The sequence below is a fragment of the Amycolatopsis sp. WAC 04169 genome (genome assembly GCF_003947535.1).
In the GTDB taxonomy this organism is placed as follows: domain Bacteria; phylum Actinomycetota; class Actinomycetes; order Mycobacteriales; family Pseudonocardiaceae; genus Amycolatopsis; species Amycolatopsis keratiniphila.
Genome location: NZ_QHJI01000005.1, coordinates 258800 through 274474, shown reverse-complemented (window position 1 = coordinate 274474; position 15675 = coordinate 258800). Strand labels below are relative to the sequence as shown.

Sequence of the window (15675 nt, the reverse complement as noted above, 5' to 3'; positions counted from 1 at the left end):
CCGGGCTTTTCGTGATCGAACCCCTAGCCGGTCAGGCGGGCTTCCTTGCGGAGAACTTCACGGAACGCTTGGGCACGTGGTCGACCTTGATGTCGGTGAATCCGGCGTCGGTGAGCCGGGGCCAGAGCGAGACCGGGTCGAGCGCGTTCATCGTGTCGCCGAGGTGGAGGAGCCGGAACGGCACGTTCGCCAGGCTGTCGATCGCACGCAGGACACCGCCGGGGCGGAGCACGCGGAACGCCTCGGCGAAGATCGAGTCCTGCAAGGACGTCGTCGGCACGTGGTGCAGCATCGTGAAGCAGACGACCGCGGAGAACTCGCCGTCCTCGAAGGGCATCGCCGCTCCGTCGCCCTGCACGATCCGTACCCGGCCGTCGAACTCGCGCTTGAGGAGGTCCGCCGACGCCTCGTCGATCTCGACGGCGGTGAGCCGGGGGACGAGCCCGACGAGCGCGCGCGTGGTCGCCCCGAAGCCGGGTCCGATCTCCAGGACGGAGTCGCCGAGGTCGAAGCCGGCGACGTTGCCCGGCATCTCGGCGGCGACGGCCTTCGCCCACAGCGCGGAACTGCAGAGTTTGCGGTGCACCAGGTTCATCGGCATGAATCCGAAGCTAATGGTGACCGGTAGGCGATAGGCTGCCAATCGATGTCGAATATCGGACTCCTGCCGCCGATGTCCACGGCGATGGTGCTCGGCGAGATGGACCTGCCGGCGGGCACCTGGCTCCCGTGGCACGAACACGACGGCCACCAGCTCGCCTGGGCGGCGCGGGGGATCCTGAGCGTGAACGTCGGCGAGCGGTACTGGGTGCTGCCGCCGACGCGGGCGCTCTGGATCCCGGCCGGGGTCGTCCACCGGACCGGTGCCACCGCGCAAACCGTGCTGCGGGGGATCTACGCCGCCCGGGACCGATGTCCGGTGCGCTGGCCCGAGCCGACGCTCGTCGCCGTCCGCCCGCTGCTGCGCGAACTGCTGGAGCATCTCGGCGCGGCCGACCTCGGCGACGACGCACGCCGCCGGGCCGAGGCGGTCGCGTTCGACCTGCTCGAACCGGTGGACGTCGTGCCGATCACCGTGCCGATGCCGTCCGACGAGCGTGCGCTGGCCGTCGCGAGGGCGGTGATCGCCGATCCTTCGGACCGCCGCGCCCTCGCCGATTTCGTCCAGCACGCGGGCGCGAGCGAACGCACCCTCGCGCGGCTGTTCCTCACCGAGTGCCGCACGACCTTCGGCGCGTGGCGGGTTCAGGCGCGCCTGCGCGCGTCCCTGCCGATGCTGGCCGAGGGCATGCCGTTGACCGCGGTCTCCCGCCGGATCGGCTACTCCTCGCCGAGCGCTTTCGTCGCCGCCTTCCGCCGCGCGGTCGGTGTGACGCCGGGTGCCTACTTCGGCGGCTGATCTCGCGTGTTCCGCCTCCGATCACGCATGATCCGGCTTCAATCACGCATGATCGGCCTTCCAACACGGGTGATCCGGCGGACGACACGGGTGATCCGGCGGACGTCATGCGTGATCAGACGGACGACACTCGTGATGGAAGGCGGATCTCGTGTGATTGAAGGCGTAACACGCGTGACTGAAGGCGGATCTCGTGTGACGCCGCGCGCCTACGTCGGCAGTTGACCGGGCCCGCCGTATACCGTCTCGGGCGTGCCACGACGTAACCGGCCCGAACGCGGTGGACGCCCCGACCTCGGCGCGTCGACCGGCTGGGCGCGCTCCGAATCCGCCTCCGACGGCGAGTGGCTGGTGCGTACCGTGCCCGGCGCGCAGGCCACCAAGGACTACCGCTGTCCCGGTTGCGACCACGAGATCCGGCAAGGGACCCCGCATGTGGTCGCCTGGCCCGCCGACGACACCGGCGGGGTCGCCGACCGCCGCCACTGGCACAAGGCGTGCTGGAGCGCGCGATCCCGGCGCCGTCCCGGCCGCTGGTGAGCTTCAGCGCCGCAGGTGCAGCGAAGGTTCTCCCTCGTACTCCTCCTCCGTGTGGACCGTGAAACCGAGCCGCTCGGCGACCCGGATGGACGGTTTGTTGGACGCCATGATGTTGGCGATCACCGGGACGTCGGGGATCTCCCGCTCGGCCCACTCGACGACGGCGGCCGCCATCTCCGTCGCGTAGCCCTTGCCCCAGGCGAACGGCCAGAAGCGATACGCGAGGTTCAGCACGCGCTCGCCGTTCCATTCGTGATACCGGACGCCGCCGAACCCGACGATCACCTCGGGTTCGTCCAAAGCGGACACCGTGAGATAGCCGAATCCGTGCTCGGCCCACTGCTTCATCCAGGCGTCGTACAGCTCCCGCGCACCCTCGACGGTGTGCGGCACGACGTTGAACTTGTTCGTCTCCGGATCCGCCTGCAGCGCGACGATGTTCTCGCGATCCGCCTCGCGCAGCCTCCGCAGCAGCAGCCTCTCCGTCTTGATCTCTGTCAGCACGGTTCTGACGGTAGCGCCGGGGTGCGACAGAATTATCGCCATGAAGGATCTCCCGCTGGTATTGCTGCACGCCTTCCCCGTCGACGCCCGCATGTGGGACGCGGTCCGCGCGCCGCTCTCGGAACGTCTGCGGCTGATCACCCCCGACCAGCGCGGTCTCGGCCGTAGCCCGCTGCCGGAAACCGACCGGGAGCCGGACCTGGACGACGCCGCCCGCGACGTGGTCGCGCTGCTCGACCGGCTGGAACTCGACAAGGTCGTCCTCGGCGGCTGCTCGATGGGCGGCTACCTGACGATGGCGGTGCTGCGTCTCGCGCCGGAACGCGTGGGCGGGCTCGTGTTCATCGACACGAAGGCGACCGCCGACACCCCCGAGGCCGCGCAGGCCCGGCACGACGTCGCGGCCCGGGTCGAAGCGGAAGGCGCCGGCTGGATGCCCGAGGCCGTCACGCCCGGACTGCTGGCCGAGAAGGCACGTCCGGAAGTGGCCGAACGGCTTCGCGAACTGATCACGACGCAGCCGCCGTCCGGGATCGCGTGGGCGGCGCGCGCGATGGCGGCCCGGCCCGATTCGCTCGAAACGCTGCGCTCGGCGGATGTTCCGGCGCTGGTCGTGGTCGGCGAAGAGGACGGCCTGACCCCGTTGGAAGCGGCGAACACTCTGGTGGAAACGCTGCCGGACGCGACATTGGTGGTGCTGCCGGAGGCGGGACATCTGACGCCGCTGGAGGATCCGGCCGGCGTCGTCGAAGCGATCTTGGGCTGGTATCCCGCGTAAGAAAAGGGTTCCCCTCGCCCCTTTAAAGGTATAGCCGACCCCGGGGCTTGCGGCAAGCCCCCATTCCCGGTCCACAATTCGTGCCTTCACGTTTTTTGCCGGAGGGGGATTCCCATGCGTGTACTCCTGTCCACTATCGGGACGAGGGGCGAGGTGCAGCCGCTGGTGGCGCTGGCGGTGCGATTGCGGGAACTCGGCCAGGAGGTCCGGCTTTGCGCGCCGCCGGATTTCCGTGCGTGGGCCGAAGGTCTCGGGATCTCCTTCGCGCCGTTGGGGCCGGAACTGCGGTCGACGGCGAAACCGGATTCCGCGATGACCAAGGCGATGGCCACGCCGGAAGGGCGGCGCGCGATGGCCGAGGCCATGGTGGTGAACCAGTTCGAGACGATGCCGGACGTGGCCGAGGGCTGCGACGCCGTCGTCGCGGGAATGGCCTTGAACATCGCCGCCCATTCGGTGGCCGAGCGAAAAGGGATTCCTTATTTCTTCACCGCTTACTGCCCGATAACGCTGCCTTCGCTGCACCATCGTCCGCCCGTTTTCCCGGGATGGGCGCCGAAGAATCCCGACGCCGACATCCCGGCCTTGTGGGCGGACGACGCGGAACGGTGGAACGCGCAATGGGGCGACGTGCTCGACGCGCAGCGGAAACTGCTGGGCCTGCCACCGGTCGACGACGTGCGCGGGCACATCTTCACCGAGCGCCCGTGGCTGGCCGCCGATCCGGTGCTGGCGCCGTGGCGGGGCCCGTCGGCGCTGGACGTCCACCAGACCGGTGCCTGGCTCCTGCCGGACCACAGCCCGCTGTCGCCGGAACTGGAGGCGTTCCTCGACGACGGGGAACCGCCGGTCTACTTCGGATTCGGGAGCATCCGGGCTCCTGAGGAGATCGCGAAGGCGATGATCGAGGCGGCGAGGGCGCATGGTCGGCGGGCGATCGTGTTCCGCGGCTGGACCGGGCTGTCGCTGATCGACGACGAACCCGACTGCATCGCGATCGGGGACGTCAACCAGCAGGCGCTGTTCCCCCGGGTCGCGGCCGTCGTGCATCACGGCGGTGCCGGCACGACCACGGCGGCGACCCGGGCCGGGGTGCCGCAGGTGCTGGTGCCGCAGATGTTCGACCAGCCCTACTTCGCGCAGCGGGTCCGGGAACTCGGGGTGGGGACGTCGATCACGGGGGAACCCTCCGCCGAAGCGCTGACGCTCGCCCTGGGCGAGGTGCTTCGCCCCGAAGTCGCCTCGCGGGCCGGGCAGGTCGGCGGTGAGGTGCGGACGGACGGCGTCGATTTGGCGGCTCAGCTCCTGCTTTCCGGCATTTAGTCCTCTCGATGCGGTGCTTGCGCGTGCAACGACCGCATTCAGAGGACTAAACGCGGGAGGAGAAGTAGCGCTCCAGGGCGGCTTCGGCCTCAGGGAGCCGCTCCGGGAACCGCTGCGCGATCACGAACCGCCACGGCACCTCGAACAACCGCCGCAACGCGATGAACGGCTCCAGCGAAGAAGGCGCCACGTCCGCCGGGTACGCGTCCAAGGTCGCGCGCCCGGCCTCCGCGTAGAGCACGCCGAGGTCCCAGCCGAGCGGCCCGCGCCAGGTGTCCTCGAAGTCGAGCCAGCACGGCCCGGCCGCGGTCGCGACGACGTTCCCCCGATGGGCGTCTCCGTGCAACGGTCGCGGCTCGAAGTCCGGAAGCGCCGCCGCGACCCGTTCGAGTTCGTCGTACAGCCGGGGTGCCGCCTCGCCCAGGAGGGCGCCGTGCCGGTCGAGCACCGTCCGGAGTTCGCGGACCGGCCCGAGTCCGGGCAGTTCACCGGGGTAGTCCGCGAGCGCGTCGTGCACTCGGGCGAGGGAAAGCGCCACCTCGCGCGGCGACAGCGTGTGCCCCGGCTCGTGCGGCGTGTAGTGCCAGAGAGTGACCGGGAGTCCGTCGGCGAAATGCGGTCCTGCCGGGGGATCCGTGGTCGGTGAGACGACGAGCACACCACGTTCCGTGAGGTACCTCGACAGCTCGACGTCGCGCGCGAGCCAGTCCTCGGGCGAGGACCGGGCGAGCCGTGTCGTGCCCGGCACCCGTGCCACCACCGGACCCAGTCTCACCAGCACGTTCGACTTGAAATGCAGGACCTCGGGACGGCCGGTCGGCAACCCGTACCGGGCACCGACGGCGACCGCCGCGGCCACGCCCGCGCGTGTGTGTTCGTCGGTCACGGCCCGATCTTGCCAGCCGGTGCGCGCGACTGTCGGTAGTGAGGGCTACGATCCCCACTAGCCGCCGGATTGGGTCCCGAGCCCGCCCGGCGACCGCAAATTGACCACCACAAGGTTTGAGTGTTGGAGGCAGGAGTGACGGCCGTAGCCCCCAAGCCGATCGCCACGCGCCCGTATCCCGCGCGCGAGTCGGTTAAGGGTTCGTACCTGCTGCGGTTGTTCCGCACGACGGACCACAAGCAAATCGGCATCATGTACCTGGTCACGTCGTTCGCCTTCTTCATGGTGGGCGGCGCGATGGCGATGCTGATCCGCTCCGAGCTGGCGCGTCCCGGGCAGCAGTTCCTCTCGCAGGAGCAGTACAACCAGCTGTTCACCATGCACGGCACGATCATGCTGCTGCTGTACGCGACGCCGATCCTCTTCGGCTTCGCGAACTTCATCCTGCCGCTGCAGATCGGTTCGCCCGACGTCGCGTTCCCCCGGCTGAACGCGTTCTCGTACTGGCTGTACCTGTTCGGCGGCCTGATCGTGATGTCCGGCTTCCTGACCCCGGGTGGCGCCGCCGACTTCGGCTGGTTCGCCTACACCCCGCTGTCGGACGCCATCCACTCGCCCGGCGTCGGCGCCGACCTGTGGATCTCCGGTCTGGTCGTGTCCGGTCTCGGCACCATCCTCGGTGGCGTCAACATGATCACCACGGTGGTCTGCCTGCGCGCCCCCGGTATGACGATGTACCGGATGCCGATCTTCACCTGGAACATCCTGGTCACCAGCATCCTGATCCTGCTGGCGTTCCCGATCCTGACCGCGGCCCTGATGGGCCTGCTGGCGGACCGGCATCTCGGGGCGCACGTGTTCGACCCGGCCAACGGCGGCGTGATCCTCTGGCAACACCTGTTCTGGTTCTTCGGCCATCCAGAGGTCTACATCGTCGCGCTACCGTTCTTCGGGATCGTGTCGGAGATCTTCCCGGTCTTCAGCCGCAAGCCGATCTTCGGCTACAAGGGCCTGGTCTGGGCGACGCTGGCGATCGCCGCGCTGTCGGTGGCCGTGTGGGCGCACCACATGTACGCGACCGGCGCCGTGCTGCTGCCGTTCTTCTCCTTCATGACCTTCTTGATCGCGGTCCCGACCGGCGTGAAGTTCTTCAACTGGATCGGCACGATGTGGAAGGGCCAGCTGTCCTTCGAGACGCCGATGATCTTCTCGATGGGCTTCATCGTCACGTTCCTCTTCGGCGGTCTGACCGGCATCATGCTGGCCGCGCCGGCGATCGACTTCCACGTGTCCGACAGCTACTTCGTCGTCGCGCACTTCCACTACGTGCTCTATGGCACGATCGTGTTCGCCACGTTCGCCGGGATCTACTTCTGGTTCCCGAAGATCACCGGCCGCATGATGGACGAGAAGCTCGGCAAGTGGCACTTCTGGACCACGTTCATCGGCTTCCACGCCACGTTCCTGGTGCAGCACTGGCTCGGCGCCGAAGGCATGCCTCGCCGGTACGCGGACTACCTGCAGTCCGACGGGTTCACGACGCTGAACACGATCTCCACGATCGGCGCGTACATCCTCGGTGCCTCGACGCTGCCGTTCATCTGGAACGTCTTCAAGAGCTACCGGTACGGCGAGATCGTCACGGTGGACGACCCGTGGGGCTACGGCAACTCGCTCGAATGGGCGACGTCCTGCCCGCCGCCGCGGCACAACTTCACCGAGCTGCCGCGGATCCGGTCCGAGCGTCCGGCGTTCGAGCTGCACTACCCGCACATGATGGAGCGCATCCACAAGGAGGGTGAGATCGGCTTCTTCGGGAAGCAGAAGGTCAACACCCACCGGGCGCCGTCCCAGGTGCTCACCGAGGCGGCCATGCCGGGTGATCACTCCGAGGACAACTCCAGCGAGAAGTGACCCGATAAGCGGAAATGGCGCGTGCCTTGCCTCACACAGGGGCAAGGCACGCGCCTTTTTCGTGGCGTGCTGAGGGAGACTGACCCCGTGACGCAGACACCAGTTCTCATCACCACCACCGGACCCGACAAGCCGGGTGTGTCCTCGGTGCTGTTCGCCGTGCTGTCGCGCCACGACGTGGACGTCCTGGACGTCGAGCAGGTCGTGATCCGCGGCCAGCTGGTGCTCGGCGTGCTCGCCGGGGTCTACCGCGACCCCGAGGGCCTGCAGGAGTACGTCGAGCAGGCGATGGCGTCGGTCGGGATGCAGGTCGACGTGAAGATCGGCTCGGCCATCGGCGCCGACCCGTTCGCCATCGGCCAGAAGGATTCCACGCATGTCCTGCTGATGCTCGGCCGCCCGGTGACCGCGCGGGCCTTCTCCGACGTCGCGCGCCGGCTCGCCGCGCTGGACGTCAACATCGACTCGATCCGCAGCGTCGCCGACTACCCGGTGACCGGGCTGGAGCTGTACGCCTCGCTCGCCCAGGACACCCCGGAGGCCGACGCCGCGCTGCGCACCGCGCTCGCGGACGCCGCCGTCGAGGCCGGGATCGACATCTCGGTCGAGCGGGCCGGGCTCGCCCGCCGCGCCAAGCGCCTGGTCGTCTTCGACGTCGATTCCACGCTCATCCAGGGCGAGGTCATCGAGATGCTCGGTGCGCACGCCGGGGTCGAACCGCAGGTCCGCGAGATCACCGAGGCCGCGATGCGCGGCGAGCTGAACTTCGGCGAGTCGCTGGAGCGCCGCGTCGCGCTGCTGGAAGGGCTGCCGGAGACGGTGCTGGACGAGGTCGCCGCGTCCATCGAGCTGACCCCGGGCGCGCGCACGACCATCCGCACACTGAAGCGGATGGGCTTCCGCTGCGGGGTCGTCTCCGGCGGGTTCACCAAGATCATCAAGTCCCTCGTGGACGACCTCGGCCTCGATTTCGCCGCCGCGAACGAGCTCGAAGTCGTCGACGGCAAGCTCACCGGCCGGGTTGTCGGGGACATCGTCGACCGGGCGGGCAAGGCGACGGCACTGCGCCGCTTCGCCGAGGAGTACGAGATCTCGCTGGAACAGTGCGTCGCGGTCGGTGACGGGGCGAACGACATCGACATGCTGTCGGTCGCCGGGATGGGTGTCGCCTTCAACGCCAAGCCCGCGCTGCGCGAGGTCGCCGACACCGCGCTTTCGCATCCGTACCTCGACGCCGTGCTGTTCCTGCTCGGGGTCACCAGGGCCGAGATCGAGGCGGCCGACGCGGCCGACGGTCTCGAGCTTTCCCGGCCATGAGCGTGCTGGAGCCGCTGGCCGCGCGTTACGCCCATTGGCTCGGCCTCCCCGCGGAAAGCACGGTGGACACCTCGGACGAGGATCCCGCCGAGGTCCGCGCCATGCCGGTGATCCTGCGGATGGAACGGGCCGAACCGCCGTCGCGGACCGCGTTGCTGGAGGCCGCCGCGGCGGCCGCGGTCGCGGTCTGTCTCGACGAACGCGCCCAGCCCGAAGGCGAATGGCACGAGCCGCTCAAGGCGTGGGTCGACGGCCGGATCCGCAAGGTCGCCCGGCGGGCGCGCGGCGCGCATTGGCAGGCGGTCCAAGAGCTGCCGGGTATCACGATCGAGGTCGACGGCGCCGAGGCGCGGGCGTTGCTGCCCGGCAGGGTCGTGGAGGCCCCGAAAGAGGTCTCGCGGCTGCAGATCTCCGGGAGCGAACTCCCCGCCGACGAGCCGGGACCCGCGCCCGACGGTCTCCCGCGGTTGCTGCTGAACCCCGAGGTCACGATGACCGTCGGCAAGGGCGCGGCCCAGGTCGGGCACGCGACGATGATCCTGGCCTCACTGCTCGACGAAGCCGAACTGGCCGCTTGGGCGGCGACGGGTTTCCGGTGCTCGGTGCGGACTCCGCCGGTCGCGACCTGGAAGGCGCTTTGCCCGGTCGAGGACCCCGAAGGTTCGTGGCGCCGTGACGGTGTCGTCGCGGTCCGGGACGCCGGGTTCACCGAAGTCGATCCCGGGACCGTCACGGTCATAGCCCAAAGGGCTTAGCTCCTATACTCCCCGCATGGGTGATCGGTTGATCGCCGGGCGCTACCGCTTGGAGGAGCGGATCGGCGCCGGGGGTATGGGTGTGGTCTGGCGTGCCACCGATCTGGACCTCGGGCGGGTCGTCGCTCTCAAGCGTTCACAGGCCGGGGACAGCGGTCAGATCCGGCGCGAGGCGCGGATCGGCGCGGGTCTGCATCATCCGAACGTGGTCACCGTCTTCGACGCCGTGATCGACGGTGACGATCGCTGGCTCGTGATGGAGTACCTGCCCTCGCGCAGCCTCGCCGACGTCATCGACTCGGACGGACCGCTGCCGCCCGGCAAGGTGGCCAAGATCGGCGTCCAGCTCGCCGCGGCGCTCGCGGCGATGCACGAGAAGGGCATGGTCCACCGCGACCTCAAACCGGGCAACGTCCTGGTGGCCGACGACGGCACCGCCAAACTCACCGACCTGGGCATCGCGCAATGGGCGGAGGTCACCCGCACCGGTGGCGGCCTCGACGTCGGCACCCCCGGCTACGTCGCGCCCGAGATGGCCGAAGGACGGCAGGCCGGTGCCGCGGCGGACGTCTTCTCGCTCGGCGCGACCCTGTTCGCCGCGGTCGAAGGCACGTCGGTGTGGGGAGACGCGAGCGTGGGACCGTTCGTGCAGCTCCGGCGGGCGACGGCGTACACCTTGGAGCCGCTTCGGCGGGCGGGGCCGCTGGCGCCCGCGCTGACGGAACTGTTGCGGCGCAAACCCGGCGGGCGGCCGGACGCCGTCCGCGCCGCCGAACTGCTGTCCGACGTCGCGGACGTCAGCGTTCCCGTACGGACGCGAAGGTTCCGGGTGAACAGGCGTGCCGTCGCGATCGCGGCCGTCGCGGCGGTGTTGATGCTGACCGGTGGCCTGCTCTACGCCACGAGGGAATCCGCGTCGATCGCGGCGGGCCCCACCCCCATGAACTCGGTCGGCGATCCGCGCACCGCCGACCCCTGCGCGCTGGTGGATCCGTCCGCGCTGAACCACCTCGGGACTCCGCGGCTCGACACCGCCGGCGGCAACTTCAACGCCTGCGGTGTCCTGGTGAGACTGACCCCGGACGAACAGGACGTCGTCGACGTCCGGCTCGAACTGACCATCCCGGGGTCGCCGATGCTGGAGAAGCCCCCGCCCGGGCAGCTGCGCGTGCGTGAATGGCCGAGCGACACTGAAGAGAAGTGCCAACGGGCCATCGAGTTGCCGGACGGCAACCAGATCTGGGTGCACTCGCGGCATGTCCAAAACTGGCACGCACACCTGTGCGACTACGCCGACGCGGTCGCCTCGCACGCCGCCGGGGTGCTGAACCGCGGACCGCTCGAACGTCGTCCGGCCCCGTTCCCCGCGGGTTCGCTCGGGACCCTCGACGCCTGCGCGCTGGGCGGGAACCTGCCGCAGGCGATCATCGGCGGCCCGGCGACGCCGGATCCGGTCTTCGGCAACTGGGAGTGCTACTGGAACCATCGCGAGACCGCGGTGACGATCCGGTTCGAACGGGAACGGGCGCCGTTCGAGGACGACGGCAGACGCGTCGCTCTCGGATCGCGGGAAGCGTTCGTCGAGGTGTCTACCGAATGGAAGGCTTGTCAGGCGGAGATCCCGCACCGGGGCTTCACCGGCGACGGTCGTGCCATGATCGAGACGGTGGAGATCTACGTCGCGAGCAAGGTCAAGCCGCCGCAGGAGATGTGCCCGGCCGCGGAACGGCTCGCCGGCGAGATCGCCCCCAGGCTGCCGCCACTCTGAAAGGGAAGACCGTGTCTTTGGAAGTCCAGCGCGACGGTGAGCATCGCTTCATCGGCCGCAACGAACGCGGTGCCGAGGTCGTGATCGGCCGCAAGGGCGCCGAGGGCGCCTTCTCACCCGCCGAACTGCTGCAGATCGCGGCGGCGGGCTGTTCGGCCGTCACCGCCGAGAACCTCATCACGCGCCGGATCGGTGAGGACTCGAAGTTCCGGGTCGGTGTGACCGCGGATCGGCGCGAAGACGCTTCGGAGCTCGACGCGGTCCATGTGGCTTTCGACGTCGATGTGTCTTCGCTGTCCGCTGAGGATCGAGAGGCGCTCGCGGGGGCGGTGGATCGCGCCATCGAGCGGTTGTGCACGGTGAGCCGGACGCTGAAGAAGGGCATTCCGGTCACGGAAAGCTTCCCCGTCGAGTAGCCGCCTCCGGATGCTATGAAAGGTCCTTTCCTTGCAAAATTTGCAAGGAAAGGACCTTTCATAGCACTCGGCTCAGTGTTTGGCGGCGTGGCCTTCGGCGCTCCAGACCACGTACGCCTCGTCGGCGTCGGTGGTCATGGCCTCGATGAACTTCTCGTTGTCGAAGCCGGGCAGCGTCTGCAACCGCTCGATCAGCGCGTCGGCGGCCGGGTCACCGCTGGGGATCGCGGTGCCCTTCCCGTCGGCGCCGGCGAGCATGAAGAAGACGTCTTCCTTCCACGGGCCTTCAGGGATCACTCTGACCACCACCGCGGACAGCTCGGACCACGTGACGGCTTCTTCGCTGCCGTCCGCGAGCTGGCGCCGCACTCCGGTGTCATCGACGCTGACGGTCCGGGATTGTGCGTTGGGCGACTCCTGGGACAACCGGTTCTCCCTGTCTTCGGCGTTCCGTTAACGGTACTCGGCCGTGTTCCAGGCCACTCAGGCCGGGGCGGCCGCGTCGAGGCGGCGCAGCGCGTCGCGGGCGACTTTCGGGTCCATGGTCGGCCAGAACGGCGGCAGCGAGGCACGCAGGAAACCGCCGTAGCGGGCGGTGGCCAGCCGCGAATCCAGGATCGCCACGACCCCGCGATCGGTGACCGAACGGTGCAGGCGTCCGGTGCCCTGCGCGAGCAACAGCGCGGCATGCGTGGCCGCGACGGTGAGGAACCCGTTGCCGCCCCTGGCCTCCACGGCCCGCTGCCGGGCCGACGAGACCGGATCGTCCGGGCGGGGGAACGGGATCCTGTCGACCACGACGAGCTGGAGCGACGGCCCGGGCACGTCGACGCCCTGCCACAGCGACAGCGTGCCGAACAGGCAGGTGCGCGCGTCCTCGGAGAACTTCTGCACCAGCAGGCCGGTGGCGTCGTCGCCCTGGCAGAGGATCGGCAGGTCGAGCCGCTCCCGCATCTCCTCGGTCGCCTGCTTCGCCGCGCGCATCGAGGAGAACAGGCCGAGCGTGCGCCCGCCAGCGGCCTCGATCAGCTCGGCCAGCTCGTCCATGGTCGAGGGCTGCAACCCGTCCCTTCCCGGCGGTGGCAGGTGTTTGGCCAGGTAGAGGATGCCGTTGCGTTTGTGGTCGAACGGCGAACCGACGTCGAGGCCGGTCCACTTCGGGCCGTCGGCGTCGTCACTGTCCGCGGGGGCGGCCTTGTCCGTCGCCGCGCCCGGCGCCTTCTCGACCCTGGCCCCGCCGGGCGGGAGACCCCACTGCCGGGCCATGGTGTCGAACGTGCCGCCCAAGGTCAGCGTCGCCGAGGTGAGGACGGTCGTGTGCTGGTTGAAGACCCGCTCCCGCAGCAAACCGGCGACACCCAGCGGAGCGACCTTCAGCGCGGGCGGGCGCGGGTTCGTGGAGAAGCGGTCCCCGGTCAGCCAGACGACGTCACGCTGATGCGCCTTGTCGTCGTCGAAGGCCTCGAGCAGCCGGACCGCGGTGTCGTGGACCTCTTCGAGCAGCGACCGCGCGAGTTTGCGTGCAGTGGCCTCGTCGACGTCCTCCTTGCGGTCCTTGCCGAGCGAGGTGAGGCAGCGGTGCGCGGCGTCGCGGACCGCGGGGATGGCGCCCGTGAGGGCCTGCGGCAGCGAGTCCATGCGGCCCGAGGGCAGGTCGTCGAGGATCAGGGCCAGCCCGTCGCTCGCCTCCAGCAGCTGATCGGCGACCTCGTCGTCGACCAGTTTCCCGCAGCGCCGGGCGGCGGCGGAGACCATGCCGCTGGTCAGCTCGCCGGTCGCCACGGAGGTCACGCGGTCCACCAGGTCGTGCGCCTCGTCGATGATCACCAGATCGTGCTCGGGGAGCACTTGATAGCCCTGCAGCGCGTCGATCGCCAGCAGCGCGTGGTTGGTGATCACGAGGTCGGCCTTGCCGGCCTCGGCGCGGGACCGCTCGGCGAAGCAGTCCGTGCCGATGGGACAGCGAGACGCGCCCAGGCATTCCTTGGCGGTGACGGACACCTGGCGCCACGCCTGGTCCGAGACGCCGGGGACCAGCTCGTCGCGATCGCCGGTTTCGGTGTCGGACGACCATTCCCGCAGCCGGGTGACCTCCTTGCCGAGCCGGGAGACGGCGAACGGGTCGAACAGCTGCTGGTCCTCCGGCTCGTCCGGGGCGCCGGAATCGAGCCGGTGGAGGCAGAGGTAGTTACGGCGGCCCTTGAGGATCGCGAAGGTGGGCTCGCGGCCGAGGGGCTTCTTGAGCGCCTTCGCCAACCGGGGGAGATCCCGGTCGACGAGCTGGCGCTGCAACGCGATGGTGGCCGTGGAGACCACGACAGTGGCCTCCTTCTCGACCGCGTGCCGGATCGCGGGGACGAGGTAAGCCAACGACTTCCCGGTGCCCGTGCCCGCCTGGACGGCCAGATGCTCGCCGGTGCGGATGGCGCGGCCGACGGCGTCCGCCATCTTGACCTGGCCCTCGCGCTCGGCACCGCCCACGGACTCGACCGCGTGGGTCAGGAGTTCGAGGACACCGGGGAAATCAGCACGGGAGGGCACGGGACAAGACGATAGCCGGGGGCACCGTCAAGATCGTCCGCCCCGTGCAATGAACGGTCCGTTCCTTGCCAAATTTGCAAGGAACGGACCGTTCATGGCAGCTCGTGGGGCGGTGAAAGGGCCGGTCACGACTCCTTGCGGAAGCGCGAGACGAGCGCCCAGGTGCCCGGAAGCAGCGCCGCGGCGACGGCGATCTTCAGCGCGTCCCCGATCAGGAACGGCACGACGCCCTTCTCGAGCGCGGTCGACAGGCCGAAGCCGGTCGACGCCATCAGCCACGGCACGCCGACCGAGTAGATGGCGAGGTTGCCCAGCACCATCGTCCCCGCCGTGCGCAGCGGCGTGCGGTCACCGCCGCGGCCGGCGAGCGCGCCCACCAGGGCGCCCGCGAGCACGAAGCCGACGATGTAGCCGGCGCTGGCGCCGAACAGGCCCGAAGAACCGTTCTGGAACCAGCCGAACCCGGCCGCGCCGACGGCGAGGTACAGCGCCATCGACAGCGCGCCGCGCTTCCAGCCGAGCGCGGCGCCGACCAGCAGGGCGGCGAACGTCTGGCCGGTCATCGGCACCGGCGAGCCGGGCACCGGGATCAGGATCTGCGCGGCCGCACCGGTCAGGGCGGCACCACCGGCGACCAGGACCGCGTCACGGACCAGGGCGCCGGGAACGAGGTCGGCGAGAACCGGGCGGGTGCCGGTCACGGACAGCGAAGACACTCAGACCTCCTATGAGTACACGAATGTGAACCGAGGTTAACGTCAGATGGCGGGCCGCGGACCGAATGTCGGGCACCTCACGATCCACTCGACCGGGTGGCACGACCCTGCACGGGGCAGGCGGTTGGTGGAGGCTTCCGGACATGAGGAAACCCGTTTCGAGGCTGTTGTCGGTGACGATGCTGACCGGGGCGCTGGTGACGGGGGGACCGGCGATCGCGTCGGCCGAGCCCGCGCCCGCCACGGCGGCCGCGTCGGTCGGTTCGCTCGACGTGGAGATCGACGGCGAACACGTGGTCACCGGCGAGCTGGCGCCGTGCGACGTCGACGGTCCCTTGAACGCGAAGACCCAGGGCGGGTCGACCGGCGACTTCGCCCGGTTCGGCGGCGGTGAGTCGCGCTGCGGCCGGAACGGCGCGGTGGCGATCGGCGAGGCGGCCGGGCGGCGCTTCGAGACCACCCTGCTCAAGCGGTTCGGCGGCCCGGTGATCAAGGTCCGCACGTTCATGGCCAAATGCAGCACCACCCAGGACGGCAGCCTCGGCTACATCGAGTTCGGCGACGTCAGCGGGTTCACGCTGCCGGAGAACATCCCGCAGAACTACCGGCTGACCATCGCCGGCGGCAAGGGCGGGACGGCGCTGGCGTCGCTCACGGTCAACGAGACCGTCACGCCGACGCCGCCCGACGGCAGCCTCGTGACGCACATGCTGCACATCAAGCTGTTCCCCCAAGGCGGCGGACCGGCGAAGGGCGACATCTACCTCGGGACCGCGCGCTGCGACCCGTACGGCAAGAAGAAGCCCTGACTCTCCCGC

The 15675-nt window shown here is 69.6% G+C and carries 16 protein-coding genes; 10 read left to right on the top strand and 6 right to left on the bottom strand.

All coding sequences use genetic code 11. The annotated features are described in order from the left end of the window. Nucleotides 1-31: 31 nt before the first annotated feature. A complete protein-coding gene (locus tag DMC61_RS14035) occupies nucleotides 32-595 on the bottom strand; it encodes a class I SAM-dependent methyltransferase (protein ID WP_125689949.1) in 564 nt (187 codons plus the stop codon). Between the two features lie 51 nt (nucleotides 596-646). Between DMC61_RS14035 and DMC61_RS14030 the strand changes: the two genes are divergently transcribed. Both DMC61_RS14030 and DMC61_RS14025 read left to right on the top strand, forming a co-directional pair. Next, complete coding sequence (locus DMC61_RS14030; RefSeq protein ID WP_233594800.1) at nucleotides 647-1399, top strand: helix-turn-helix transcriptional regulator; 753 nt, start codon at nucleotides 647-649, stop codon at nucleotides 1397-1399. A 252-nt stretch (nucleotides 1400-1651) separates the two neighbouring features. Then, nucleotides 1652-1939: a hypothetical protein gene (locus tag DMC61_RS14025; protein WP_125689647.1), complete on the top strand. Its 288-nt coding sequence runs from the start codon at nucleotides 1652-1654 to the stop codon at nucleotides 1937-1939. A 3-nt stretch (nucleotides 1940-1942) separates the two neighbouring features. Here the strand turns inward: DMC61_RS14025 and DMC61_RS14020 are convergent, their stop codons facing one another. Further along, complete coding sequence (locus DMC61_RS14020; protein WP_199749983.1) at nucleotides 1943-2485, bottom strand: GNAT family N-acetyltransferase; 543 nt, start codon at nucleotides 2483-2485, stop codon at nucleotides 1943-1945. Here DMC61_RS14020 and DMC61_RS14015 point away from each other — a divergent pair. Then, nucleotides 2484-3221, top strand: a complete 738-nt coding sequence (locus DMC61_RS14015) for an alpha/beta fold hydrolase (protein WP_016336804.1) — start codon at nucleotides 2484-2486, stop codon at nucleotides 3219-3221. The genes DMC61_RS14020 and DMC61_RS14015 overlap by 2 nt on opposite strands. A 114-nt stretch (nucleotides 3222-3335) precedes the next feature. After that, nucleotides 3336-4544, top strand: coding sequence for a glycosyltransferase (locus tag DMC61_RS14010; protein WP_125689645.1), 1209 nt, complete (start codon nucleotides 3336-3338; stop codon nucleotides 4542-4544). A 46-nt stretch (nucleotides 4545-4590) separates the two neighbouring features. Here DMC61_RS14010 and DMC61_RS14005 read toward each other — a convergent pair whose 3' ends face one another. Then, nucleotides 4591-5430: a phosphotransferase gene (locus tag DMC61_RS14005; RefSeq protein ID WP_125689644.1), complete on the bottom strand. Its 840-nt coding sequence runs from the start codon at nucleotides 5428-5430 to the stop codon at nucleotides 4591-4593. 135 nt (nucleotides 5431-5565) lie between these two features. On the opposite strand from DMC61_RS14005, the gene ctaD reads away from it, so the two are divergent. The 5 genes from ctaD to DMC61_RS13980 all read left to right on the top strand — a co-directional run bounded on the left by ctaD (nucleotide 5566) and on the right by DMC61_RS13980 (nucleotide 11600). Beyond that, on the top strand, nucleotides 5566-7344 hold the full coding sequence (gene ctaD / locus DMC61_RS14000; protein ID WP_016336801.1) for a cytochrome c oxidase subunit I: 1779 nt from the start codon (nucleotides 5566-5568) through the stop codon (nucleotides 7342-7344). Between the two features lie 87 nt (nucleotides 7345-7431). Further along, the gene (serB, locus tag DMC61_RS13995; RefSeq protein ID WP_125689643.1) at nucleotides 7432-8661 is read left to right on the top strand and encodes a phosphoserine phosphatase SerB; all 1230 of its coding nucleotides are present in this window, start codon (nucleotides 7432-7434) and stop codon (nucleotides 8659-8661) included. Continuing rightward, nucleotides 8658-9416 carry a peptidyl-tRNA hydrolase gene (locus DMC61_RS13990; protein ID WP_125689642.1) on the top strand — a complete coding sequence of 253 codons (759 nt, stop codon included), beginning with the start codon at nucleotides 8658-8660 and terminating at the stop codon, nucleotides 9414-9416. The genes serB and DMC61_RS13990 overlap by 4 nt, the downstream gene beginning before the upstream one ends. A 16-nt stretch (nucleotides 9417-9432) precedes the next feature. Further along, nucleotides 9433-11184: a serine/threonine-protein kinase gene (locus tag DMC61_RS13985; protein WP_125689641.1), complete on the top strand. Its 1752-nt coding sequence runs from the start codon at nucleotides 9433-9435 to the stop codon at nucleotides 11182-11184. Nucleotides 11185-11195: 11 nt separating this feature from the next. Beyond that, complete coding sequence (locus DMC61_RS13980; protein WP_125689640.1) at nucleotides 11196-11600, top strand: OsmC family protein; 405 nt, start codon at nucleotides 11196-11198, stop codon at nucleotides 11598-11600. A gap of 72 nt (nucleotides 11601-11672) precedes the next feature. On the opposite strand, the gene DMC61_RS13975 is transcribed toward DMC61_RS13980, so the two are convergent. The 3 genes from DMC61_RS13975 to DMC61_RS13965 form a co-directional block, all read right to left on the bottom strand. Further along, complete coding sequence (locus DMC61_RS13975; RefSeq protein WP_016336796.1) at nucleotides 11673-12026, bottom strand: hypothetical protein; 354 nt, start codon at nucleotides 12024-12026, stop codon at nucleotides 11673-11675. Nucleotides 12027-12083: 57 nt separating this feature from the next. After that, a complete protein-coding gene (locus DMC61_RS13970) occupies nucleotides 12084-14141 on the bottom strand; it encodes an ATP-dependent DNA helicase (RefSeq protein WP_125689639.1) in 2058 nt (685 codons plus the stop codon). Nucleotides 14142-14266: 125 nt separating this feature from the next. Next, nucleotides 14267-14857, bottom strand: a complete 591-nt coding sequence (locus DMC61_RS13965) for a biotin transporter BioY (RefSeq protein ID WP_016336794.1) — start codon at nucleotides 14855-14857, stop codon at nucleotides 14267-14269. 143 nt (nucleotides 14858-15000) lie between these two features. Between DMC61_RS13965 and DMC61_RS13960 the strand changes: the two genes are divergently transcribed. Further along, nucleotides 15001-15666 carry a choice-of-anchor P family protein gene (locus DMC61_RS13960; RefSeq protein WP_125689638.1) on the top strand — a complete coding sequence of 222 codons (666 nt, stop codon included), beginning with the start codon at nucleotides 15001-15003 and terminating at the stop codon, nucleotides 15664-15666. Nucleotides 15667-15675 lie beyond the last annotated feature (9 nt).